Source organism: Sphingomonas trueperi (assembly GCF_040545965.1).
Taxonomy (GTDB): Bacteria; Pseudomonadota; Alphaproteobacteria; order Sphingomonadales; family Sphingomonadaceae; genus Sphingomonas; species Sphingomonas trueperi_C.
Genome location: NZ_JBEPMV010000008.1, coordinates 169,607 through 194,122, shown reverse-complemented (window position 1 = coordinate 194,122; position 24,516 = coordinate 169,607). Strand labels below are relative to the sequence as shown.

Here is a 24,516-nt window from a genome sequence, read left to right as displayed (position 1 = left end):
CCCATTGCCGCCTCCGTCGTGACGGACGCCTATGAATCACACGACCACCGAAAAGGGAATCCCTCGCGATTCCGCCCATCGTGAAGATGCTCTAGTCGAACTGCGCAACCCCCACGATTTCGGCCGCTACTTCACTCTCGGCATCCGTATCGCCGACGAGGACGCCGCGATCTCAGCCGCGGCAGACTATATCGAGCAGGTCGAGAACGGGCTCGGGAGCTGGTTTGAGGCCGGCTTTCGAGCGCCCGTCAGAAACGATGACGCCGGCAAGCCGACCGAAGTCCGCGACCTGGCGGACGTCATCGTATCGGCTCTTCTGATCACGCGGCCCGCACCCGATGGGGTGTTCGCTCTCCCCGAGAACGCCGCCATCCATCAGCACCTGGTCGACGCCTATCCCTCCGCGGCGGCGATCGCCGCGGCGCGCCTAACGGGCGCCTGCGCGGGAGCTGCGGAATGAGGGCGGAGACCGTATCCCGAACGGAGCGCATTGCGCAGCTGAATGATCTCTGCCGCCGTGGCGTGTACCCTAACGGGCGCCACCAAATGACGCGGACGCTTCGCGCTACGCTCGAAGAGCCTGGTCCGGTGCCCGGACTGCTCGCGACCTCTCGCCTCATGAAGGCGATCCGCGAATACGAGTTCACCGCCGACGATGGTCCGGAGCGCGACTCTGGAGCCTTCGATTTCGACGGACACCGGGTTTGCTTCAAGATCGATTATTATGAGCCGACCATGGTGTATGGCTCGGAGGATCCGAGCGACCCATCGATCACGGTGCGCGTCATGACGATCATGCTGACGAGCGACTATTAACGCGCTGCCGGCCCTCAGCGATGACGATGACGCATTCGGCGAAGGCTATGGTCTCGACGACGGCGCCGTCGAGGAGGACATCGATTTTCCCGTTCATATCGATGCACCCTAACCCTAGGTCCTCGGCGAGGATCGAGCGAACATAGTCGATCGCGACGCGGCGCGCTGCCTCGCGATCGGAGCACATCGTGCCCTCTGGGTCGAGGAGCGATCCGTTTTGGTCGTGGACGTTGAAGAAGTAGCGCTGCATCGGCGCGGTCCATTTCGCCCCGCCTAAGCACCAGAAGAGCCCGCCAACGCTCGGGGGGAGGGGCGGGCTCTTCCTTGTGTCGCTCGGGGGGAGGGGATGCCCCGGCGCCATCGCGACCCGGCATGTCTTGTGGACTGGTCCCGGTGGAGAAGTCCTGCCTCAATCAGGGTAACGTCGCAATTAGGTACATAGACTGTATTTTGGATAGATCAGCCACCACGTGCGTTCGGACGCCTAACGTCCCGGCCAGTTGTGGTTAACGCGTGTCAAGCAACGCAGGTTGGGCAAAGAGCGTATTTTCGCCGGACTTGTACGCGCATAGGGAGAGGTAATGGGACAGCGATTTTCTTCGACGGTGCTGATTGTTGACGACGAGGAGTATATTCGTACCCTTGCATGCGCTGTGCTGAAGGACGAGGGCTTCGAGGTTCTCGAGGCTTCCGGGACAGCAGAGGCGCTGGAGCTAGCGGCGAGGCACAACATCGACGTGCTTCTGACCGACCTGCACATGCCTGGCTCGTTGGACGGCCTCCAGCTCGCGGCCGAGATCCGCGCAACTGACCCCTTGATCCGCGTGATCGTCTCCTCCGGAGACGATCCATCGGTGCTCAAGGACGACGCCAGCGGCGCGATCTTCCTCGCGAAACCATACCGACCACATCAGCTAATGGGCGCGGTCCGGATGCACAGCATCGGTTAGAACGGGTTGTTGCCGCCAGTTAGAAAAGGCACATTCTGCAGCCAGATAGAAATGGCACACCGCCGTTGGCAGCGGGGCTGCGTGGAGCCCTCCTCATAGCGACGCGCTGCCCCCGCTGATGCCCCACATGCTCGGTTCCGGCACTCTGACCCGCTGCGCGCGAAGCGGGCCCGGTCACATCGCCCCAACCTTCGGCGCTCGTGCTATCGGGCGTTTGATAAACCAGCAGACCTATATGGGGGTCGATTGCGGCTGTGGAATTCGGCGGAACGACCGCAGTGGAAAACGTTTGCCCTGGGCTATGTCGTACAGAGCCCCAACCCTCTCTAGAGGAATGCTGCATGCCTTCGGTGGCACGCGGCAGCCGTCGACCCTTCACCGCTGACGACCTGAGGGGCAGGACGGCAAGTTCCGAGCAGTGTCGATCACGTCAGAATGTGAGGCTCTCCCTTGACCGCCTCTGCCCATATTGGCTCGATGCAGTCTAAAGCGCAGCCTAAGCGTGCAAGCCATCGCATTTGACCTGACATTGTGGACGAGACCGATCTCGCTCGCGTAGCCCCGAGCACCCGCGTCGAGCAGACGGCAAGGGGAGGGGAGGAGAGGCCGATAGCGTGCGTTCGTGATCGGCATTCCGGATACAGGACTAGCAACCGCAACCCCGACCCGATACCACAATATTCCGGCGGGCGCTGCTCGCTCCAAAGTGAGGCACAATGACTCAGGCTCTGAAAGCTTTTCCTACGACCCCGGCCAAGGTCATGCCGCTTCGCGCCAAGCCGAAGGGGCCGGCCTCACTTCCGAACCGAGCCATGAGCTACCCCGAGTTGCGCTACATGGGGTCCAAAGCGCGGCTGCTGCCCTGGATCCATAGCGTTCTAGATGGTTTGGATTTTGAGACGGCGTTGGATCCTTTCTCCGGCACCGGTTGCGTTGCCTACATGATGAAGGCGATGGAGCGACGCGTCATCGCGTCGGACTTCCTGAACTTCACCAGCACCGTTGCCAGAGCGACCGTTGAGAACAATAACACTCACCTCGACGGCAAGGCGATCAAGCGCCTGCTCGATCGCACACCAGCGACACATCACTTTATCGAAGAGACTTTCAACGGCGTGTTCTACACACCTGACGATTTGCGATTTCTAGATCGGCTCTCAGGTAACATTGGCCAGCTTCAGGATCGCTACCAACAGGCGCTTGCCTATGCGGCTCTGTTCCGCTCATGTCTCAAACGCCAACCCAGAGGCGTGTTTACTATATCGGGCGACCTATCCCGCTACGACGATGGTCGTCGTGATCTTCAACTTTCGCTTGAGGAGCATTTTCTTGAGCAAATAGAAGTTTACAATGCGGCGGTTTTCGACAACGGCCGACGTAACCAGGCGCTGCGGTCCGACCTGTTCGAGCTGCCCCGCCGCAAGGTAGATCTCGTTTATCTTGATCCCCCTTACGTCCCGCGTGCTGATGATAACTGTTACATTAAACGCTATCACTTCCTGGAGGGGCTTTCCTGCTACTGGCAGGGACTGCCTGTGAATCCCTCGACCAAAGTGAAGAAGATCGCGAAGCGCTTTACGCCGTTCAGCTACCGCCGGACGGCGGTGGAGGCGTTTGACCGCATGTTTGCCCGCTTCGCTAAAAGCCAAATCGTGCTTTCCTACAGCTCCAACGGCTTCCCCGATCTCGGTCAGTTGGAATCCCTGATGAGGCGCTATAAGGATAGCGTTCGTGTGTTCGAGAAGCCGCACAGGTATCATTTTGGTACTCACAAATCTGTCGAGCGCGCCGCCGTAGTCGAATATCTAATCGTGGGGAAGTAATGCAAATACGGGACCAAACGATCCAGGAAATCGAGGATAGTCTAAGCCCGTTGAATGTTAACTGGATGGACGACACGGCAATCGAAACCCTCGCTTTGCTTGCCGAAATTCCTGTTAAAAAAAAATATACCAGAGAAGACGTCAAGAACATACTTGATCAGGGATATGATAAGGGGATTCTTTGCATCCGGCTTTTTCTTGGGTTGTCAAAAGACGCCATGGAAACTGCCCTCTCTGAAATATTGTCGCCGGGTCTGACTGGTGCTCTACGGTACAAGCGGGAATGGGAGGTTTTTCTAGACGCTCTCGACGCGCTTGGAGTGCCGGAGCAGATGGCTGCCACAATCAACTATCAGCCGGTATGGAGTGATATTTTAAAAGAGCGGCTGCGGTCGGGACGAGGATCTGCCATCCAAGGGCAGAAGAGGGGCCGTGAGCTCGAAAACTTTGTCGAAGAACTGGTCAAAGCCGTGTTTGGAAACGCTTACGAAGCGCGCTGTTCCTTTACGGGTGCAGACGGCGAACTCGCGAAGTGCGATTTCGCCATTCCAAATAAAAACCGGCCACAAATTGTGGTCGAAGCTAAAGCTTACAATGCTACAGGATCTAAGATGACCGATATCATCGGCGATCTAGATGCTATTATCAAATCGAAACGGCATGATACAAGACTGCTTTTTGTAACTGATGGTTCTACGTGGCGGGCTCGACGGTCAGACCTAAGAAAGATCGTTGAACGCCAAAACCAGGGGAAAATAGCGCGTATCTACACTATGAAAATGGCTGAGGAGCTGTTGTCGGATCTTCAGAGCCTCAAAACCGCTTTGAGGCTCTAGTATTTGCGAGGCCGGCACTCGATTGTGCGGCCAGCCGCCCATACCCTAGGTAGCTCGAAACAAATCGACGAAGGTTTCATTTGATGTCTGACGCCTCCAGGGAGATGACGATCTTTTATGCTTGGCAGAGCGATTCACCGCCGGCGACGAACCGCAATGCCATTAGGACTGCGCTGACACTTGCAGCTGCCGACGTGGAGGCAAAACGGCCAGGGGTCACGCTTCGGATAGACGAAGCCACGCGCGATATGCTCGGCGCCGACAATGTGCCCGATAGCATCCGCTCGAAGATTGAGGCCGCTGATGTCTTTATCGGCGATGTCTCCGTTGTGACCTCTGCATGTCCCGAGGGCGACAAGATGCGTCCCTGTCCTAACCCAAACGTCACATTCGAGGTCGGTTATGCGGCGGCGCATCTGGGATGGAAGCGCTTGATACTATTGCTAAATGTAGCATTTTCTAGATTCGAGGATTTACCTTTTGATTTCGATCGGCAGCGTGTCTCGTCGTATAAAATCGCGTCAGCGACGGATCGCTCCGGGAGCCAAAATCTCAGGTCCCTCCTTGCTACCGCACTTACTGCCATACTCGATCGTCCTCCGCAGCGCCCCGCGGAGCTCAAGGCGGTCGACCCTTCTGAGATTCGTACACGCCGAGACATCGAGAACGCCACCTGGGCGCTCGAACAGCTCCACATTCCGATCGTCGAGAGCCACATCGAGGCGCTCCCACACGTAGTTGAAACCGGGGCACTCCACTTTTACCATAATTATCTGGGCGTGATCGATAATGGTCTCTTCCACATCAACGATCCCGAACTAGACGCGCCGTTTCGCAGCTTGGCTGACGCGTGGAGACGGGCTCTACTCCCGAGCAGTAACTACCATACGAATAGTGGAGGAAACGCGATTTTCAGCAGCCCAGGTGATGCTCCTCTTACGCCGGATCAACAGAAGGACTGGGACGATATTCTTGCGGCTCGGGAGGAAATGGCGGCTCATTTGAGCAGGCTGCTTGATGTTGTTCGAAAGAAATATGTGACGATCGAGCTAAAGGAGACCAATCGGGTAGCTTTTCAGACGTGGCAGCGAGAGAAGGCCGCTTTCAAAAGCAAATATGAGATGGAAGTAGACAGAACTTAAAAAGGCACTCGGCCAGATATTCGACCGCCAGCGTCGGGACGAAATCGGCATAGCGCTCGCGGACGATGCCAAAAATCTGCTCGCGGTAGATTTCGCTCAACCGGCGGTTGCTCGGCCGACCGCGCTTCCGGGATATCAGGCCAGCGGCGCCGTCAGCGCGAAACCGGTCGAGCAGCCGATAGACCTGGCGCCGGCATAGCCTGAGCAGATCGCCAGCCTCGCTTGCGGTGATCTCGCCGCGCTCGACCCGCTGCAGCCTTTCGTACCGTGACAACTCGCTCCGGCTCATCGCGACCACCGTCATCAGGGTGCCCCCAATTGCTCGGGCGGCATACCACTCGGAAGGCGCCGACCAGAAAATGTGACATCTCTATCTGGCGGATGAGTGACGTTTGTACGTTGCGCTTACAGCCGTTTGAGCTTTCCATTCGAAGTGCGAAAACGGCTGTAGCAGCAGGGGCTGCGTGGAGCCATCCTCCTAGCGCAGCGCTGCCCCTGCTGGTGCCCTGGAGTCGGGGCTCCTGTCCTCGGACCCGCTGCGCATGCAGCGGGCCCGGTCACACCGTCTCAGCTATTCAGCTCGTGCTATCGGGTAACGCGTCGACGGTGACCCCGCTGCACAAGCGGAGGGGAATACCAAACGCTTAGAAGGAGACGCGACCACCGATCCGAAGCGTCCGCGGTTCCACGACCCGGCTCAGTCGCCCTTCGACCGGGCCGTCGCGATCCACCGAGGGGATGTAGGACTCGTAAAAATAGGCGATGTCCTTGTCGCGGCTGTCGAGCAGGTTCAGCACCTCGCCATAGATCTCCAGCCGCCCGATCTTCCGCGCGGCGCGGAGGTTGACTACCGTGCTGCCCTTGTCCCGCGCGCCGTTGTCCTCGATCAGCGGGTAGGGCCCGAGGTGACGGACGCGGAGGCTGGCTTCCCACGGCGCCAGCACTATGGCTACCCCTGCAGATGCCGCGTTCTCGAACGCGTTGGGGATGCGGTCGCCATTGTCGTAGCGCGAGCGGCTCGCCGTATAGTTGCCGTCGATCGCCAGCCATGGGACAGGCCGCCAGAAGGCGACCAGTTCATAGCCGTGTCGGCGACTCGCACCGGTCGGCTCCACCGCGTTGGAATCGCCGACGAAGCGGAGTTCGCTACCGACCTCCAGCCACCAATAGGTGCCGGTCAGCGTCAGCCCGCCACGCTGCCAGCGCGCGCCCAGTTCTTTGCCGGTCCCGCGTACCAGCACCGGCACCGGCGTCTCGACATTCACCGCGCCGCGCACGTCGTTGGAATGGAAGCCGCGGCCCCAGTTGGCGTAGAGTTCGATCTGCGGGGTGAGGGCATAGGCGACCGATGCCTTGGGCGAGACGATGCTGTCGCTGCCGGCACCTTCACCGAGCGCCGCCGCCGCGGCGTCCCGCGCGCGCACGGCATAACGATAGGCATCGCCGCGAAGCCCGCCGATGACGCGAAGACCCGCAAGCGGTGTCCAGATCGCCTCACCGTAGAGCGCGGCCGAGGCTTCCTCGACATGGTAGCGCCCTAGCGAGAACAGCGGTGTGCGCTGGGCGGTTCGGGCCACACCGACATTGCCGATATGGTCGTAGCGCCCCTCGCTGCCGATCGACAGCGCCAGCGCGGGCGCTACCTGCCAGCGCTTCTCGGCGCGTCCGCCGACGATCCAGCGCTTGTCGAACTGGCGGATCTGGGCGCTGGTCCCGTCGGGATCGGTATAGGTCGGGTTGGAGTACATCGACCAGTCGTAGAACTGGCCATAGAGGTTCGCGTCCCAGCTCTGCTGATGCACGGCGACGTTGCCGACCAGCCGCGTGGTGCGGCCCCGCGCGCTGGGGTCGGGCGAGCAGAACACGTCGGGGCAGGCCGCGGTGCCGATGCTCCGCTCGGGGATCTGCTCGGTCGGGCGCCAGGTGGCGTGATAGGCGTGCAGCGTGACGTCGATCGTGCCAGCGCCGAGCGGGGCGGCATATTTGGCGAAGCCGGAAGCGTGGCGCAGATGCTCGGGCTCCTGCCACGGGCCGTCATAGGCGCGCAGCTGGCCGACCAGCGTCAGTGTGCCCGGGCCGACGCCGTTCGCCGTGCCGCCGGCCGCGATCCGGCGATAGCCATAGGAGCCGCCCTCGACCGAAAGCCAGGGGCGCGCGAAGCCGCCGATGGTCGACATGTAGGCGGCACCGGCGAGCGCGAAGTCGCCGCCGTCGGCGCGGTACGGGCCTTTGCGGAAGTCCTCGCGACCGACGACCTCCGGGATCAGCCCGTTGAGGTCGAGATAGCCCTGGCCGTGGCCGTGGGTGCGCAGGTTCATCTGCACGCCGTCGACATAGGTGGTGAAGTCGGTACCGTGGTCAAGGTTGAAGCCGCGCAGGAAATACTGGTTGGCCTTGCCGCTGCCGGAATGCTGGGCGGCGATCATGCCGGGCACGGCCTCCAGCAGCTCGGCGACCCGCAGCAGGGGGCGCACGAGCAGGTCGGCCCCGGTGATCGAGCCTTCGCTCGCCGCCTGCGCTACGCCGATCTTGCTCTCGCCGCGGCCGAACACGACGATGTCGTCGCTTTCCTTGGCGGGAGCGGGCGGCGGTGTCTCGGACTGCGCATGGGCTGCGGTCGCGCCGCACGCGGACAGCGCGGCAAGGCCGGTCAACAGGATGGTTTTCAATCGTCTTCTCCGGGCGTCGTGCGACTGCCGGCGGAGGCCTGCCGTTCACGAACGGTCGGCACGTCCCGAGCGCGGACGCCGGGAGCGCCACAAGACGAACCGATGCGGCCTCCACCGCTCGTTCGTCGCTCAGACGGAGAACCGTGCCACGGCCATCCCCTGGGCCAGGGCAAGAGCGACCTCTCGCTGGCAGGTCTCCTGGCTCACGGGTCGTCGCTCGATGCGCACCTTCCCAGGTCGGGTGACCCAGTGGCTGCTTCCATCGAAGGAAGCGCGTGCATCTCGCTCGCCGCTTACAGTTGCAGGGACAGCCTCGGCTTCGGGGCGCAAGCGCCCACACCGTGTTCCCTTTTAAGCTCCTCTCGGAGCACCAGCGCGATCATGGTTCGGCTGAAGCGGACTTCAGCCGAATGGAGGCGGCGGTAGCGGCAAGAGATCGCGACCGCAACAAATCTCCATCAGTGAGCCTTCTCGTTGCCTCTTTTGAGAAACGAGCGGTGGCGGCTACAAGGTTGTCATCCCCAGCATGGAAAATGCGGGATGCTGTCTTGCGATGATCAAGCCGCGAGTTCTTTGCGGATGATCTCCGCCCCGGCGCCAAGCGCCTTGAGCTTGCCTCGTGCGACATCGCGCGAGAGCGGTGCCATCCCGCAGTTTGTGGCTGGATAGAGCTTGTCCGCATCGACGAAGCGCAGCGCGCTTCGCAAGGTGGCAGCGACCTCTTCGGGCGTTTCGACAATATTTGTCGCAACATCGATCGCACCGACCATCACCTTCTTGCCGCGGATGAGTGCGATCAGATCCATCGGCACGCGCGAATTCTGGCACTCCAGCGAGATGATATCGATCTTCGACTTCCGGAGGTTGGGAAAGGTCGCCTCATACTGGCGCCATTCGGAACCGAGCGTCTTCTTCCATTCGGTGTTGGCCTTGATGCCATAGCCATAGCAGATGTGAACGGCGGTTTCAGCCTTCAGCCCTTCGGCCGCGCGCTCCAGCGTGGCGATGCCCCAGTCGTTGGCCTCCTCGAAGAAGACGTTGAAGGCGGGCTCGTCAAACTGGATGATGTCGACGCCGGCCGCTTCAAGCTCGCGGGCTTCCTCATTGAGGATGCGGGCGAACTCCCAGGCCAGCTTCTCGCGGCTTCGATAATGCGCATCGTAGAGCGTATCGATCATCGTCATGGGCCCCGGCAGCGTCCACTTGATCGGTTGATCGGTTTGGGCGCGCAGGAAACGGGCGTCGTCGACGAAGACGGATTTGGGGCGTGAGACGGCGCCTACGACCGACGGCACGCTGGCGTCGTAGCGGTTGCGGATCCGCACCGTCTCACGCTTCTCGAAATCGACACCGTCCAGATGTTCGATGAAGGTCGTGACGAAGTACTGGCGGGTCTGTTCGCCGTCCCCAAGGATGTCGATGCCCGCTTGCCGCTGGTCGTCGACCGCCAGGCGTAGCGCGTCCTGCTTGCCCGCGATCAACGCCTCGCCCTCCAGCTTCCAGGGCGACCAAAGGGTTTCGGGCTCGGCGAGCCAGGATGGTTTGGGCAGGCTGCCCGCCGTCGTCGTCGGCAACAATGTCGTCATGGGGAATACCTTGATATGCATGGAAATCAGAGGCCGCAGGTCGCGGACCAGCGCTGGAGCGCGGCAATGTGCGGCTTGATGAAATGCTCTTCGGCGAATTTGCCTTGCTCGACGGCGAGGCGGGCACGCTCCTCGCGATCATAGACGATGCGGGTCAGCGAATAGTCCTGGTAGGTCAGGCTCGGTTGATAATGCTCCGCCGCTACGGAATTGGCGTTGTAGATTTCCGGACGGTAGATCTTCTGGAAGGTCTCCATCGTGGCGATCGTGCTGGCGAGTTCGAGGTTGGTGTAGTCGCTGACCAGATCGCCGATATGGTAGAAGGCGAACGGTGCAACGCTGTGCGGCGGCATGAAATACCGCACCTTCATGCCCATCTTCGCGAAATACTGATCGGTGGGCGAGAATTTGTCGTTTCGGTACTCTACCCCGAGGATCGGGTGGATGTTGGCGGTCCGGTGATAGACTTCCTTGCTCGACACGCTGAGGCAGATTACCGGCGGCTTGCGGAAATGATCGCGATAGGCGCTCGACGCCAGGAAGTGCTTGAACAGATTGCCGTGCAGATCGCCGAAATCCTCCGGCGCGCTGCGACCCCCGGCCTTGAGATGGTTGGGCAGGACGACGCTGAAGTCGTAGTCCCGCACATAGGAAGAGAAGTTGTTGCCGATCATGCCATCGGACCGCTCGCCGCTGGCCTTGTCGACCACAACGGTATGCAGGATCTCGATCAGCGGGAACGCTTCGTCGTGCGTGCCGTCCCCGAGCGTGAGCGCGGCCGACACGATCTTCAGTTCCAGCGTGTAGCGGTCGCCCTTCGGATTGTCCCAGTGCATCAGTGCGTTGAAACGGTGGTCGATCATCACCAGCGTGTTGCGCAAATTCTCCCGGCGGCGTTCCCCGCGCGCGAGATTGGCGAAGTTGGTCGTGGTGCGTGTGCTGTCGGCCGGACGATACTCCTCGTCGAAGGGCAAGCTGCTGATCGAGAATGTGAACCCGCTATTCGTCATGACTCACCTGGCGTTATGGGCAGAGGTCAGGCGAAAGCGCGCAAGGCGTGGAAAGGCCCGGAAAGGCGTGTAGCCCCGGAGCCTAGCGTCGAGCGCGATCCACCGGAGGAACCCCCGTCCGAGGAACGTTATGGCGTCGGAGGCAGGTCTCCTGGCTCACGGGTCAACGCGGTGGCTCCGGCCTTCCCGGGCGCTGTGCGAGCCCAGTGACACAAATTGGAGCCGCCGCTCGCCGCTTACAGTTGCGGGGGCAGCGCCGGATTCTGCCCTGACGGACACCACCGGCTTCCCGTCTTAGCCCCATCGCCATGCCTGGGATGGGGAACCTCGACAGGCTCTTTCAACACGATATACCCGTCATTGTCAATGCTGATATAAAGATATGTTTATATCTTGATGCGAAGTGCCTGTAGCTGATATTGGGATGGAAGCAGCCTCTCTGCTTACAATCCCCTCCCGGTCATAGATCCACCGAAGCCGGTAGCGTCGGAGGTTCCAGCTGCTGGCTCAAGACCTCCTGCGGGGTTTGATAGCCGAGACACTTGCGAGGCGTGTTGTTCAGCCGATCGACCATGCCTTGAAGCTGGCGGTCAGATATCGCGGCGATGTCGGTGTCGAAGGGTAGGAATCGCCGGATGCGACCGTTGGTGTTCTCGACGCTGCCCTTTTGCCAGGGTGCTGACGGCTTGCAGAAATAGGACACGATGTTCAGCGCGCTCTCGAGCGTGGGATATCGCGCGAACTCGGTGCCGCGATCGAACGTGATGGAGCGCCGGAGGGGAGGGGGAAGGGAGCGAAGACGTCGCTCGATGCCGGTGATCACCTCGGTCGAGTGCTTGCTCGGGTTGGGGCACAGGATCGTGAAGCGGCTGCGCCGCTCGACGAGCGTGGTGAGGTTTGCTTTTCCGTGAACCGCGCGGAAGGCGATCAGATCGCCTTCCCAGTGACCGAAACTGTTCCGCTCGGCGATCTCCGGCGGACGCTGGGCGATGGTGTTCGCCTCGGGGATGCGGGCGGCGCGCGGCTTCCGCCCATAGCGCGATCGTCGCTTCTTCCTGGCCATCGGGAGCAGCTTCCACAGGTGTTGGCGCTTGCCCTCCTCGCTGTAGACGTACTGGTAGATCGTCTCGTGACAGACGTTCCCGGATCCGATGCGGTGCCGACGCAGATAGCCGGCGATCTGTTCTGGAGACCAAGCTGCCTGCAGGCGGTCCAGGATATAGGCCGCCAAGGGCAAGTTCCGCGAAATCTTGAGCCCTCGGCGACGGCGAGCCGCTGCCTTGTCATTCGCAAGCGTCGGGAAGTAGCCGCGGAACATCGGCTCGTCGTCCAGATGCCGGTTGCGCTTCAGCTCCCGATAGATGGTCGACTCGTGGCAACCGAGCTCGATGGCAGCCTCACGAACACTTCTGCCGGATTGCCGAAGCTGATAGAGACGTCGCCGTTCGTCCAGATCCAGATGCCGATAATGGCGCATGCTGCGAAACCCTCAAGCGGCTGGACACCGCAGATTGCCTAGGTTTTCGCACTTCGATTTGGAATGCGCCACCGATCCGAAGCGTCCGCGGTTCCACGACCCGGCTCAGTCGCCCCTCGACCGTGCCGTCGCGATCCACAGAGGGGATGTAGGACTCGTAGAAATTGGCAATGTCCTTGTCGCGGCTGTCGATTGTGAGGGCACTGTCGAGGGACGCATGAGCCGCGTCGTGGAGCCCAGGACTCTGCGGATCGGCACACGCTTCTCCTTCTAACCAGCTTAGTCGCCTGGGCCTTAAGGAGCTTTCTAAAAGAAGGCACACTGCTCCGTGGGCGCGAAGTCGGATCGAGGCAGGCTTGGTCCGTCGATCATGGGCGTCCGATAACCGGGTAAGTAAACTAACCGGGTAGGTGGACGCGCATAATAGGCCACCCTTAGGACACGCGGCGGCTGCGCGCCCGAGTCCAGCGGTTCAGAAAGTCGATCAACCTTCCGAGCAAGGACGTAAATGGACTGCCTCCGGCTGGTGAGGGCGTTGGAATCAGTTGGGCGCACGCGAATAAATCGATGAATTAGAGCACACCGACGCCGGAAGCATCTCCAAACAGAGAATATTGAGCTCAAAGCCAAAAAATATGAGCGGCACTTCATGCCTTATCTAAAAAATAATTTAGATGAAGTTTTAGTTAGAATTGTAAATGTGCATTGTTGACTGCAGGTAATACTTCGGAATCTGGTTTACCTAACATGTAAGGTCGATTATTTTCTATTGATTAGGCAAGGCAAAAATGCATGGTCAGCACAGAAAAGACGAAATCTTATAATATCCATGCCGTACCCGTTTCAATATTCCTCTTTTTCTGAGTTGACTTATATGTTGACGTGAAATGCCCATGCTCTGCAGATAGCAGCTAGAGACTACACCGCGATCTTTGAGTGCATGGATAATCTCAAAAGATGTCACGGAATCGGCTCCGTATAATCGAGCTTTCCGGCGATATTAAAGGCGGCCGTGGGCTTATCCATCCTTTAAAATGTGTCCCTAAGGTTTAATAGGCGTGCCAATTCGGGGCTGACGGCGTTTGGCGTGGAACACGCGGCGCCCAGATCCGCCGGACGGCCTGCGTCGGCGACCGCATAGCCAATCGCCGTGAGGGGCGGGTCGGGTTACTGCAAAAAGCTCGCATTAGCATTGACTCTGCTGAGGGAGAGACCGATACGGTGGCAAAACGTTAAAAGGGGTTATAGTTGTTCAAGTCCCATTCAGTTCATGGGGGGCGCGTTCCTTCCTTCCTCGCCATTGCATGTGTGGGCTTTGTCGCCACTGCGCCAGCGCAGGCTAGGTCGGACACAAAAAGCTCAGATGCTGATGACCAGGACCGGATCGTAGTCACCGGCCAAAGCGTGCGAGAACAAGCCAACCCCAAGGCTGTTGCGCCAGTCGTGAACACTCCGCGCTCGGTGGTGGTTCTCTCGGCGGAGATCATCGACCAGACTGGCTCCACTACGTTGGCTGAGGCGTTGCGCACCGTGCCGGGAATTACGTTCGGCGCGGCCGAGGGCGGTAACCCGATCGGGGATCGTCCCTTCATCCGCGGATTCGATAGCCAGGGCTCGACCTTCGTCGACGGCGTGCGCGACATCGGCGCGCAGACCCGCGAGGTGTTCGCCACCGATCGCGTCCAGATCGTCCGCGGCTCGGATTCGACTTTGGGCGGCCGCGGAAGCGCTGGCGGCTCGATCAACATCATCTCAAAGCTGCCGGTGTCTGGCAATTTTGTCTCCGCCTCGGCCAGTGTCGGCACGGCCGATTTTCGGCGCTTCACCCTCGACGTGAACGAGAAGGTCACGGACAAGATCGGGGTCCGCATCGCCGGGATGTTCCATGATCAGGATGTCGCCGGCCGCGACGCGATCTGGAACCGCCGCTGGGGCATCGCGCCATCGATCACGCTGGGCATGGGCACGAATACGCGCCTGACCGCGGCCTATTATTACTACGAGACGCACGAACTGCCCGACAGCGGCATTCCCTACAGCTACACGCTAGCCAACGCGCCGGGCACGGGCACGATCTACAGCCCGCCCGCGATGGGCGACTTCACCACCATCGGCGGCACCAAGGGGCATATCGATCGCTCCACCTTCTACGGCCTCGCCAATCGCGACTTCCGCGACACGCAGGTCCAGCAGGCGACGCTGCGTGCCGAGCATGATTTCGGCGGCATCACGCTGCGCAATACGGCACGCTACGGCTATACCAACCAGTCCTATATCTACACGCAGCCGGACGACAGCCAGGGGAATGTCTACGGCACCAGCGCCACGGCGGCGACCGGCGCCGCGGCAGCGCGCGGCGACCAGATCCAGGGCGGCTATGTGTGGCGCCGGGCCAACACCCGCTATGGCTATACCGAGACGCTGACCAACCAGACCGACCTGTACGGCACGTTTAAGACCGGCAGCATCGAGCACAGCTTCTCGACGGGCGTGGAAGTGAGCTGGGAGAAGGCGCGGCGCGGCACCTATGTGCTGGCGACCGGCTCGACGGCCAGCCCGCGGTGCAACACGAGCACGATCGCGCGCTACAACTGCACCAGCCTGTTCAACCCGAATCCCAACGATCCGTGGGTGAACTACGCCAGCGACACCTCGCCGACGCCGGCCGCAATCACCAAGGGCGCGCCGATCACCGAGACGCAGAACGACGCCAGCACCGTTGCGGTCTATGGTTTCGACTCGATCACGCTGCTGCCGCAGTTGATCCTCAACCTCGGCGCCCGCTATGATCGCTTCAAGTCGACCGTCACGCCGGGCCAGACGGCGACCGCGACCAGCACCTTCAGCCTCAGCAAGACCAACAACCTGTTCAACTGGCAGGCGGGCCTGGTGTTCAAGCCGACGTCCAACACCAGCCTTTATGCCAGCTACGCCACCGCCGCCACGCCGCCGAACAGCTTGATCGGTGAGGGCCAGGAAGGCAATGCGCTCGGCACCACCAACACCACGACCGCGCTGGCGCTGCTCGACAGCCTGAAGGTGGAAAAGACCAAGTCGTACGAGGTCGGCGCCAAGGCCAGCCTGTTCCAGGAGCAGCTCGCGCTGGGCGCGGCACTGTTCCAGACCGACACGGACAATGCCCGCGTGACCGGCCCGGACAACACGGTGGAGTTCGTGGGCAAGCGCCGGATCCGCGGCGTGGAGCTGACCTTCAACGGCAACGTCACCAAGTGGCTGAGCGTGTTCGGTGGCTACACCCATCTCGATGCAAAGATCCTCGATGGCGGCTCGACCATTCTCACGGCCGCGGCGATCACGCAGACCGTGAACGGGGTCACGACCACCATCCAGGCCGCGAAGCCCGTGCCTGTGCCCTCGGTCAACACCGGCCGCCAGGCGACGCAGACGCCGGAGGACAGCTTCACCCTGTCGGCCAACTTCAAGCCGACGCACCGCTTCAGCTTCGGCGGCGGCGCCTATTATATGAGCCGGGTGTTCGGCGGCTATCAGGACAATCGCAGCGCCACCCAGGATGCATCGGGCTTGGTGACGGTGAACCCGGCCACGAAGCTGCTGGTGCGCACCGTGCCCTCCTATTGGCGCTTCGATGCGCAGGCGGGCTACCAGCTGACCGACAAGATCCGGATCAGCGCCAACATCCAGAACCTCACCGACAAGACCTATTATACCCAGGCCTATACCTCGCATTACGCGACGATCGCGCCGGGCCGTTCGGCCTTCGCGACGCTCAACGTGAAGTTCTGATGCGGGTCGCGCTCGACGCACTGACCGCCGACGATATCACCGCCCGCCTCTCCGGTTCGCCGGAGGCGCGGGCGGCGCTGATTCGGGAAGGGGCGGAGGCCGGCGTGGCGGAAGCGCAGACGGTGTGGGGCCAGATGCTGCTCGACCAGGGCCGCAAGACCGAAGCGTTCGAATGGTTCGGCCGCGCCGCCCGCGCGGGCCATCTGATGGCGCTCAACATGCTGGGGCGCTGCTACGATCTCGGCTGGGGCACGGCCATCGACAAGGTCCGCGCCGCCGAATGCTTCCGCGTCGCCGCCGAGCGCGGGCTCGACTGGGGCATGTACAATTACGCAACCGCGCTGGCGCTCGGCGAAGGCTTGACCGAAGACAAGGCCGCAGCACTCGGCTGGTTCGAAAAGGCCGCGGCGACGGGCAATGTCAAGGCGATCAACTATGTCGGCAGCTTCCACGAGGATGGCTGGGTGGTGCCGCAGGACATGGTCAAGGCAGCTTCCTGCTATGCCCGCGCGGCCGAGGGCGGCGACTTTCGCGGCGCGTTCAACCATGCCCGCATGCTGGCGGGCGAGGGGCTGCTGGACATGGCGGCCCACTGGCTGACACGCTGCCGCGAAACCGCGACCCCGGCCTTTGTCGAAAAGGCCCGCGAGTGGCTGCGCCGCTCGCCCTGGCCCGAGCTGGAGACCCATCTTTGCTGATTTCCATTCCCGACCTGCTCAGCCTCCAAGAGGTCGCGCAAATCCGCGCCATCATCGATGCGGCGGAATGGGTCGACGGCAACGTCACCTCGGGCGCGCAATCGGCGCTCGCCAAGCGCAACGAGCAGTTGCCGGAAGGCAGCGAAGCGCACCGCCAGGCCGGCGCGATCATTCTCGACGCACTGGCGCGGTCGCCGCTGTTCGTCGCCGCCGCATTGCCGCTCAAGGTGTTTCCGCCGCTGTTCAACCGTTACGCCGGTGGGCAGGCGTTCGGGACGCATGTGGACAATGCCATCCGCATCCAGCGCGGCAGCGACTTCCGCATCCGCTCTGACCTGTCGATGACCGTATTCCTCGAGCCGCCCGAAGCCTATGACGGCGGCGAGCTGCGGATCGAGGGGCTGTTCGGAGAGCAGAGCGTCAAGCTGCCGGCGGGGCATGCGATCCTGTATCCATCGTCGAGCCTGCACCGGGTGGACCCAGTGACGCGGGGTGCTAGGACCTCCAGTTTCTTCTGGCTCCAGTCGATGGTGCAGGACGACGGCGAGCGGCGCGTGCTGTTCGATCTCGATCGCTCGATCCAGGCGCTCGCCGTGGAGGTGGGGCAGGGCCATGGCGAGGTGGTGGCGCTGACCGGCGTCTACCACAATCTGCTGCGCCGCTGGGCCGACGCTTAGAGCTCGCGATTGAGTGTCGGCTTCTGCGACTACTGCGCCTTTAGGCAGCACGGTCTAAGCCAGAGCCCCGCAAGGCTTCGAACTACAAGCTGGCGGGCAATTGCGCGCCGAAGCTCAGACATTCAACATGGCGATTTGATCACCCCAAAAGCGGACGCGAACGACTGGCTTTTAGATCCGCCCCGCCAGGGACGCAAACCAGGACTGCTGCCGTTGGCAGATTTCACGGCGAAGTTCCGCTCTCGCCCAGAGCCGACATCTAATCGTTCGCAACCGTGCACTCGGAAGAGCAATTGGGCTGCAGACTGAGCCGAGTACGCGTCGTGCCTACAACGGTCGGTTACACCAGCCTAAGGCGGGCCATTAAGGGGGCTGCATTCAATACCGAAGCCGCACACCAGCCTCAAAGCTTTGTCTATAGAATTCGCGCTGAACGGTGCGATTCGAGAATCCCTCATAGTAGCGGAGCGGGGAATTGTTGAGGTTTCGCGCGTTAAAATACACGCCCACACTTCTTGCGATCTGATACGAGGTAGTCAGGTCGAGCTGGGTGCGCTGATCTTCGAACGTGTCGAAGTCGGGGCCGCCGCCGACGCCAAAGATCGCCGCATCGACATGGCTGAGGGACAGCCGCAATTGTAGGCCGTGCGCCTCGTAAAAGGCCGCGACGTTGTAAGTAAGTGGCGAGGTGCCTGGAAGGCGGCTCGTCTCGCCGGGTCGGATTGCAAACTTGGACCAGACATAGGTGATGTTGCCAAGGATGCCGAAACCATCGAATGGTGCCGGGAGGAAGCTGAACTTCTGGCTATACTGCGCTTCAATCCCACGCGCATGCGAGTTCTTGACGTTGCTGTAGCTGGTGACGTCATACCCGGCATAGGATGTGCCGCCCGCGTCGACATAGGTCGTGTTCTGTTGCAGATTATTGATGATATAGTTGTTGAACTCCTTGTCGAAACCACCAATCGACAGGATACCCAAGTCCGCAAGATAATATTCGAGCTGCGCATCGAACGCGTTGACGGTGGTTGGCTTCAACTTCGGATTGCCGACTGATACGGCGAGGTTCCCGGTGTCGATCACCGCGCCCGACAGCAGTTGAAGGAAGCCGGGCCGGCCGATGCCGGTGGAGTAGGTTGCGCGCGCGACCACGTGCGGCGCGAGGTCGTAGCGCAGCTGTACCGTCGGAAACACATTGGTGTACCGCGACGCCCTGCTCGACGGGTTGAACGTGCTGCCGTCGGTGATCGACGTGCCGCGATAGGTGCCTTCGGTATCTTCGACACGAACCCCGGCAAGAACCCCGAGCTTGCCGAAGGTGCCGGAATATTGCGCGTAGCCGGCATAGACATTCTCGGTGTCGTCGAAGAAGCCCTGCGCATTGCGCTCCGCATTGGCAGCGCTCGTCACCTGGGTGAGCGGCGCCAGCACTGCACGGACCCGAAGGATGCTGGGCGCATAGCCGATATTGTAGGTGCCGCCGTAATAGTTCGTGTATGGACCGCCACCGAGAACGGCGTTCAGGGACGTGGCCGGTACGCCCACATAGCTGCGATTGTCGGGCTGGTCGATCTTGTCGCGGAAGCGCAGCTTGCCGCCGACCTGGAACTTGCCATCCCCCCCAAGCAGCGTGGTCGGCACAGTGAGGTTGAGCAGGCCGGCATATTCGCGGTCGTGCGCCCGCTCGCTGGCATTGGTGGCGCTGGCCAAGGTGAACTGGGTCGGGTCGCTCGGGTTGAAGCCCCTCGGCGTCAGCGTCGGATAGACCAGTGACGTGTTGTCATAGGCCACGGTGAAGCTGGGTTGGCCCGATCGCTTGAAGGTCGAGTTGCGGTCATAGTCGCGGTGGTAGGTCGAGGCCGTATAGGAAAGCTGGTAATCGACGATTACCGGCCCAAGGTCGTTGCGGCCGCCCGCCGCAGCAATGAAGTTCAGATGGGTTTCCTGCTCGTCCCGCAGCGTTACCCGCGCATCAACGCCTGTCGCCGTGATGGTGCTGCGGCTGGTTGTGGTCGTGTCGCCGAGCCCACGATATTGCAGGATCGAGCGATGCACCGACTCGGTGTAGCCGGCATTATTGACGCGCACATAGTAACGGCTCTGGGCATCGGGGTTCCAGTCCATTTCCCCACCGAAGCCGAACCGCCGTCGGTTATAGGTATAGCGACGCAGATCCAGCGTATCGAGCACCCGGTCTCCCGGCGTACCCGGCTGCACGGCATCGAGCAGGCCGGGCTCGACATCGTCGAAGCCGCGCTTGTCGGTGTGGAAAGATCCGGTCAGGACGATCGCGAACCGCCGCTCGGGGCCGAAGGCCGTGCCCACCGCTGCCTCGCCGACGAAGACGTCCGCGCTTTTGTGCGCATTCTGATAGCCGCCTCCGATCGTTCCTTCGAAGAACGACTTTGTCAGTCCTACGGCAGTACGCGGGGTCAGTTCGACCGAACCGCCCAGGCCTTCGGCCTCCTGGTCCGGCAACCCCGTCTTGCGGACGACGAGCCGATCCACCGCGCCGATCGGCACGGTATCAAGCTCGACCGCACGGCCGCCACCGCCGAAATAGGTGCCGCCCGGCTGGGTGTTGAGCAAGGTGACACCGCCGAAGGTGGTGCCGTTCAGATTGCCGTCGATCCCGCGAATGTTCACGAACCGGCCCTCGCCGGTGTCGATCGCAAGGCTGACGCCCGGAACGCGGCCGAGCGCCTCCGCAGCGTTGAAATCGGGATATTTGACGATGTCTTCCGCCGCCTGAACGTTGATCAGATTCGGTGCTGCGCGTTCCTCGGCGCGCGCAGTCTCCGCGGCGCGCTTGCCAGTAACGACAATGTCGCGACTGTCCGCCTGCGGCTGCGAGCCCGGCGTCGTCTGCGCGTGAGCAGGCAAATGAGCGAGCGAGATCATCGCCGTCGACAGAAGCGACAACGTCCGATTCTTCATGTTGGCAATCCCCAATATGTTCTCGCACCGGCCTTTTCGAAGCGGTTGGGCGGTGCTGCGAACAGGGACTGGGTGAGCGCCGAATGTTACAACAATGGGACTTTCAGACTTGTTTTGCGTAGGTTGGGAAGAATCAATCTTGGACCAACGAGGACCGCGTAACGGGCGAGCAACTCCCTCAAGGCGAGGCTATCGCTGATCCGTGGCTGCTGCCGGCCGGTTGAGGAGCCACCAGGCGATTGCCCACCAGAGCAGCGCCCAGACTGCGCCGGTGATCCACCCCATGGCGACATCGGTGGGCCAATGGACACCGAGATATACCCGCGAGACGCCGATCGCCGCGGTCAGCGCTACCGCACAGGCGATCGTGTAGATGCGCAGCCGGGCCGTTGGCACCACACGCATCAACAGGCCAGCCAACGTCAGATACACCACCGCCGAGTCCATAGCGTGGCCGCTTGGCAAGCTCGCCGATCCGAAGCTGGTCAGGTGCGGGACGACGTCGGGACGCGGTCTATTGAACAGATGTTTCAGGATAGTCGCGACCCCGCCGCCGCTACCCGTTGCCGCGAGGAGCAATAGAGCGAGGTTTCGTTCGCGAGCAAGCAGAAGAAAGCCGAAGATCATGGCGACGACGATTGTCAGAATGTCGTTGCTGCCCAGCGCCGTGATGCTCTGCATCAAGGTCAGCAAACCGGTCTTCCACGGCGCGTCGCCATCAGTCGCTCGGCGCAGGTGTAGGAGTAACGCCCGGTCGAAGGCGAGCGTGTCTCCCTCCAATATCTCGGCGCCTATATACAGAACGGCAAGAAGCGTCAGTCCCGTAATCGCAAACGCCAGCAGGACGACCACTTCGGGTCGCCTGCTTGCGAAGGCGCGCAGCTTGTCGATCACGTCCGCTTGACGACGAGGATGCGGAACGATCCGGGGACCATCGCAGGACGAGCTCCAGGCGCCGCGGGTCCACCGAAATCTGCAGTCGGCAGATAGATCGTTCCGGTCTTGGGATCGAGGGCGCCGGTTCGTGCTCCGACCGCCGTCTTTACCGTTCCGACATGCGTGACCTTTGGTCCGGCCAGGGACAGGATATCGAGAACGCCGTCCTTCCCGCAGGGGATGAAGGCCAAGCCGCGCGCGTCGTCCAGAAGGACGGCATCCGGACCGGCTCCAATGGCAACCAAGCCCGCAAGCTGCCGCTTGTGCACGTCGACGATCGCGGCCTTGCCGTTGGCGCACGCGGCGATCAGGCGATCATGCCCCTTGTCATAGGCGAGGCCAGTCGGGCCGCTGCAGCCGGGAAGGGCAATCGGCTTGCCGGTCGAACCATGGGCGACATCCACGACGTCTACTTCGTTGGCATCCTCGTTGTTCACGAACAGCGTTCCGTCGGCTCCCAAGGCCGCATATTCTAGCCCAGGCTTCACCGGGATGGTCTTGGTCACGTTCGCCGACGCCAGATCGATCACCGACACGGTGCCGCTTTCGGCGTTCATGATGAAGGCGCGCGTCTTGTCGGCATTCAGGATCGCGGCATCCGGCTTCTTGCCGACCGGAATGCGCGCGGTTTCGCTACCCGAAGCGAGGTCGATCAGCCGCACCGTGCCGTCGGTCCCGCTCGTCACCAGCAGTTTGCCGCCGGGCAGCGGAACCGCGGCGTGCCCGCGCTGCACCGCGCCGAGCGAGGAAACGGCGCCGGTGGCCAGATCAACGACCGTGACGCTGGTGCCCCGCGCGACATAGAGATGCGCGCCGTCCGCATCGGCGCGCGCATAGTCCCAGGGCCCATCCGGGCCAGCGATGGATTGGGCAACCGTGTATGTAGGCGCGGAGGTGGTGGCGACGGTCAGCGGCAAAGCAGCAGCGAGCAGCAGGAGGAGGCGTGAGCGGCGCATGGCGGTCTCCAGGATGTGTTCATCCCTTTTGGCGCCGTGGCTGCCCCAGGTCACGTTACCGATTGCCAACCTGTTCGGGCGGCGAACCGATGGCCAGCGCGGGAAAGGTCAAGCGGACGAGCAGCCCAGGCGCGTTGTCGAGCAGTTCCAGGCGCACGTGATGTAGCGAGGCAATCGCGGCAGCCATCGACATCCCCAGGCCGGAGCCCGGCAAGTTGCGGCTGCGATCCAGTCGATAGAAGCGCGTCAGAACATTGGCCCGCTCCTCTGCTGGGATACCGGGCCCGTCGTCTCCGATCGTCACCACAACGCTGCCTTCGATCAGTCCAATCTCGCTGCGGATGCGGCTGCCGGCGGGTGTGTGCCGGATCGCATTGTCGATCAGATTGGTCATCATCTGCGCCAGCAGGCCTTGGTCGCCCTCCACCAGCAGATCCGGTGCATGCTGCGCGATGAGCAGCTTGCCTTCGTCTTCGGCAACGGGCTGAAGCGCTGCGACGATCTGGTTCAGTAGTTCGCTAAGGTCGACCGACGCAAAATATTGGCGACCATCGCCCCCTTCGAGCGTGCCGATCCGCAGCAGCGCCCTGAAAATGCCCAGAATCTCGTCGGTCTGCGTGATCGCATGTTCGATGCTCGTTTCGTAATGCGCCGGACTACCCGCTTCGAGTGCAGCCTCGAGCTGTTGCCGCAGCCGGGTCAACGGGGTCCGAAGATCATGTGCGATGTCGGTGGTGACCTGGCGCAGGCCGTTGATCAATGTGCCGATCCGATCGAGCATCGCGTTCAGGTTGATCGACAGCGCGTCGAATTCGCGGCTGATACCGATCCGCGGAAGACGTTCCGCAACGTCGCCGGCCATCACGCGGGCGATCGCAGCGTTGACGCGATCCAGCCGCCGCATGAAGAGCCCGCCGATCAGATAGCCGCCGATCAGCGCGAAGAGCGTGATCGTCAGGCCCGCAGCGATCGTGAATTGATCGAGGCTGGCGCGCAGCTCTTCGATGTCATAGGTGTCGGTGGCGACGACGAGCGTTCCGCCTTGCGGCAGTGCGACGCCCAAGGTCTTGAGAGTTTCCAGATGCGCACTTGGCTCCTGCGGGTCGTCGCGCAACGTGACATGCCCCCAGCCGAGACCGGTCGATCGCGTACCGAGGTCGTCGACCAGCAGCTTTCCGCCGATGTCGATCACCTGATAGCGATAGGCTTCCTCGCCGCCCGCGCGACGGTGCAGCGCGATCGCGCGGAGCAGGCCGGCCCGCCCGCCCTCGCGATCCTCGGCTTGCAGAATCGCGGCTTCGCTCTTCAGGCCACCGTCCGTGGCGACCGTCGCATACTGCGAAATGGAGCGCTCGACGACGAAGAGAAGCAGCGCCGCGCTGACCGCAAACATTATCGCCAGCAGGAAGGCGAAGCGGAAGGCGCCGCTCCGGAAGCCGTTAAGCAGGGGCATCGATTCGATAGCCGGAGCCGCGGATCGTGCGGATGAGTTCCTGGTCGAAGCCGCGATCCACCTTCGCGCGAAGGCGGCTCATGTGGCTCTCGATAATGTTGGTCTGAGGTTCGAAATGGAAGTGCCAGACATTCTCCAACAGCATCGAGCGCGTCACGATTTCGCCCGCGTGCCGCATCAGATATTCGAGAAGCTTGAACTCCTGGGCCTGTAGCTGAATGGGCCGGCCACCGCGCCGCACGCTGCGTTTGAGGAGGTCCAGTTCAAGATCGGCAACGCGCAGCACAGTTACGGTGCTGGTCTCCGGCTGCCTGCGCGAGAGCGCATGCACCCGGGCGATGAACTCGATGGTTGCGAAGGGCTTGATCAGATAGTCGTCGGCACCGGCGTTCAGCCCTTCCACCCGGTCATGCACGCCGTCCATGGCGGTCAGGAAGAGCGCGGGTGCGCGTATTCCCGCTGCGCGCAGGGCTTTCAGGACCGCCAGGCCGTCCACCCCGGGCACCATCCGGTCGAGGATCAGCACCGCGTGCTCGTTACTCGATCCCAGAAAGATCGCATCGCGGCCATTGTCGCATACATCGACCACGAACCCAGCTTCGCCCAACGCGCGCTCCAGATGGGCCCGCGTCGCTTCGTCATCTTCGAGCAGCAGCAGTTTCACGGCGCAAGACTACTCCCGGTTGCACCGCGGGTCACTAGCCGCAGGGCGGACCTCGCGCGCAAGTTGGGAATAATCAATCTTCAGGTCATCTCCGGCGCAGGGCGGCTGGTCTAGGAGGGGC

The 24,516-nt window shown here is 61.9% G+C and carries 21 protein-coding genes and 2 riboswitches; of the genes, 9 read left to right on the top strand and 12 right to left on the bottom strand.

Annotated elements, in window-relative coordinates; translation table 11 throughout:
• Positions 1–31 precede the first annotated feature (31 nt).
• On the top strand, positions 32–460 hold the full coding sequence (locus tag ABIC35_RS20025) for a hypothetical protein (RefSeq protein WP_183049524.1): 429 nt from the start codon (positions 32–34) through the stop codon (positions 458–460).
• Between the two features lie 86 nt (positions 461–546).
• Positions 547–816: a DUF3768 domain-containing protein gene (locus ABIC35_RS20020; RefSeq protein WP_354278574.1), complete on the top strand. Its 270-nt coding sequence runs from the start codon at positions 547–549 to the stop codon at positions 814–816.
• Here the strand turns inward: ABIC35_RS20020 and ABIC35_RS20015 are convergent.
• Complete coding sequence (locus tag ABIC35_RS20015; protein WP_121079904.1) at positions 794–1,066, bottom strand: DUF6894 family protein; 273 nt, start codon at positions 1,064–1,066, stop codon at positions 794–796. The genes ABIC35_RS20020 and ABIC35_RS20015 overlap by 23 nt on opposite strands.
• Positions 1,067–1,397: 331 nt before the next feature.
• On the opposite strand from ABIC35_RS20015, the gene ABIC35_RS20010 reads away from it, so the two are divergent.
• The 4 genes from ABIC35_RS20010 (at position 1,398) to ABIC35_RS19995 (ending at position 5,567) form a co-directional block, all read left to right on the top strand.
• Complete coding sequence (locus tag ABIC35_RS20010) at positions 1,398–1,766, top strand: response regulator (RefSeq protein WP_121079906.1); 369 nt, start codon at positions 1,398–1,400, stop codon at positions 1,764–1,766.
• Between the two features lie 716 nt (positions 1,767–2,482).
• Positions 2,483–3,589, top strand: a complete 1,107-nt coding sequence (locus tag ABIC35_RS20005; protein ID WP_220667405.1) for a DNA adenine methylase — start codon at positions 2,483–2,485, stop codon at positions 3,587–3,589.
• A 65-nt stretch (positions 3,590–3,654) separates the two neighbouring features.
• Positions 3,655–4,425 carry a DpnII family type II restriction endonuclease gene (locus tag ABIC35_RS20000; protein ID WP_220667406.1) on the top strand — a complete coding sequence of 257 codons (771 nt, stop codon included), beginning with the start codon at positions 3,655–3,657 and terminating at the stop codon, positions 4,423–4,425.
• A gap of 83 nt (positions 4,426–4,508) precedes the next feature.
• Positions 4,509–5,567: a hypothetical protein gene (locus tag ABIC35_RS19995; RefSeq protein ID WP_147425988.1), complete on the top strand. Its 1,059-nt coding sequence runs from the start codon at positions 4,509–4,511 to the stop codon at positions 5,565–5,567.
• Here the strand turns inward: ABIC35_RS19995 and ABIC35_RS19990 are convergent.
• The 6 genes from ABIC35_RS19990 to ABIC35_RS19965 all read right to left on the bottom strand — a co-directional run bounded on the left by ABIC35_RS19990 (position 5,530) and on the right by ABIC35_RS19965 (position 13,273).
• On the bottom strand, positions 5,530–5,871 hold the full coding sequence (locus tag ABIC35_RS19990) for a helix-turn-helix domain-containing protein (protein ID WP_121079912.1): 342 nt from the start codon (positions 5,869–5,871) through the stop codon (positions 5,530–5,532). The two genes, ABIC35_RS19995 and ABIC35_RS19990, sit on opposite strands and share 38 nt — an antisense overlap.
• Before the next feature lie 340 nt (positions 5,872–6,211).
• Positions 6,212–8,236: a TonB-dependent receptor gene (locus tag ABIC35_RS19985; RefSeq protein WP_354278573.1), complete on the bottom strand. Its 2,025-nt coding sequence runs from the start codon at positions 8,234–8,236 to the stop codon at positions 6,212–6,214.
• A 171-nt stretch (positions 8,237–8,407) separates the two neighbouring features.
• Positions 8,408–8,626, bottom strand: a riboswitch (cobalamin riboswitch).
• A 167-nt stretch (positions 8,627–8,793) separates the two neighbouring features.
• Positions 8,794–9,822 (bottom strand): methionine synthase, encoded by a 1,029-nt coding sequence (locus tag ABIC35_RS19980; RefSeq protein WP_121079971.1) that lies wholly within the window; start codon positions 9,820–9,822, stop codon positions 8,794–8,796.
• 26 nt (positions 9,823–9,848) lie between these two features.
• Positions 9,849–10,832, bottom strand: coding sequence for a DUF1852 domain-containing protein (locus tag ABIC35_RS19975; RefSeq protein ID WP_121079914.1), 984 nt, complete (start codon positions 10,830–10,832; stop codon positions 9,849–9,851).
• 124 nt (positions 10,833–10,956) lie between these two features.
• A riboswitch (cobalamin riboswitch) is annotated at positions 10,957–11,177 on the bottom strand.
• Between the two features lie 115 nt (positions 11,178–11,292).
• Positions 11,293–12,309 (bottom strand): IS30 family transposase, encoded by a 1,017-nt coding sequence (locus ABIC35_RS19970; RefSeq protein ID WP_121079916.1) that lies wholly within the window; start codon positions 12,307–12,309, stop codon positions 11,293–11,295.
• Positions 12,310–13,105: 796 nt separating this feature from the next.
• Positions 13,106–13,273, bottom strand: a complete 168-nt coding sequence (locus ABIC35_RS19965; protein WP_121079918.1) for a type IV toxin-antitoxin system AbiEi family antitoxin domain-containing protein — start codon at positions 13,271–13,273, stop codon at positions 13,106–13,108.
• A 284-nt stretch (positions 13,274–13,557) separates the two neighbouring features.
• On the opposite strand from ABIC35_RS19965, the gene ABIC35_RS19960 reads away from it, so the two are divergent.
• Genes ABIC35_RS19960 through ABIC35_RS19950 form a run of 3 tightly spaced genes read left to right on the top strand, consistent with a single transcriptional unit; the run spans position 13,558 to position 17,449 of the window.
• Positions 13,558–16,074: a TonB-dependent receptor gene (locus tag ABIC35_RS19960; RefSeq protein WP_121079920.1), complete on the top strand. Its 2,517-nt coding sequence runs from the start codon at positions 13,558–13,560 to the stop codon at positions 16,072–16,074.
• Positions 16,074–16,772 carry a tetratricopeptide repeat protein gene (locus ABIC35_RS19955; protein ID WP_121079922.1) on the top strand — a complete coding sequence of 233 codons (699 nt, stop codon included), beginning with the start codon at positions 16,074–16,076 and terminating at the stop codon, positions 16,770–16,772. The genes ABIC35_RS19960 and ABIC35_RS19955 overlap by 1 nt, the downstream gene beginning before the upstream one ends.
• Positions 16,766–17,449 carry a Fe2+-dependent dioxygenase gene (locus ABIC35_RS19950; protein ID WP_121079924.1) on the top strand — a complete coding sequence of 228 codons (684 nt, stop codon included), beginning with the start codon at positions 16,766–16,768 and terminating at the stop codon, positions 17,447–17,449. The genes ABIC35_RS19955 and ABIC35_RS19950 overlap by 7 nt, the downstream gene beginning before the upstream one ends.
• 378 nt (positions 17,450–17,827) lie before the next feature.
• Here the strand turns inward: ABIC35_RS19950 and ABIC35_RS19945 are convergent, their stop codons facing one another.
• The 5 genes from ABIC35_RS19945 to ABIC35_RS19925 all read right to left on the bottom strand — a co-directional run bounded on the left by ABIC35_RS19945 (position 17,828) and on the right by ABIC35_RS19925 (position 24,395).
• Positions 17,828–20,386: a TonB-dependent receptor gene (locus ABIC35_RS19945; protein WP_121079926.1), complete on the bottom strand. Its 2,559-nt coding sequence runs from the start codon at positions 20,384–20,386 to the stop codon at positions 17,828–17,830.
• Positions 20,387–20,575: 189 nt separating this feature from the next.
• Positions 20,576–21,280, bottom strand: coding sequence for a phosphatase PAP2 family protein (locus tag ABIC35_RS19940; protein ID WP_121079928.1), 705 nt, complete (start codon positions 21,278–21,280; stop codon positions 20,576–20,578).
• On the bottom strand, positions 21,277–22,278 hold the full coding sequence (locus ABIC35_RS19935; RefSeq protein ID WP_121079973.1) for a YncE family protein: 1,002 nt from the start codon (positions 22,276–22,278) through the stop codon (positions 21,277–21,279). Before ABIC35_RS19935 ends, ABIC35_RS19940 begins: the two co-directional genes overlap by 4 nt.
• Positions 22,279–22,333: 55 nt before the next feature.
• Positions 22,334–23,731, bottom strand: a complete 1,398-nt coding sequence (locus ABIC35_RS19930) for a sensor histidine kinase (protein ID WP_121079930.1) — start codon at positions 23,729–23,731, stop codon at positions 22,334–22,336.
• The gene (locus tag ABIC35_RS19925; RefSeq protein ID WP_121079932.1) at positions 23,718–24,395 is read right to left on the bottom strand and encodes a winged helix-turn-helix domain-containing protein; all 678 of its coding nucleotides are present in this window, start codon (positions 24,393–24,395) and stop codon (positions 23,718–23,720) included. The genes ABIC35_RS19930 and ABIC35_RS19925 overlap by 14 nt, the downstream gene beginning before the upstream one ends.
• Positions 24,396–24,516: the final 121 nt, after the last annotated feature.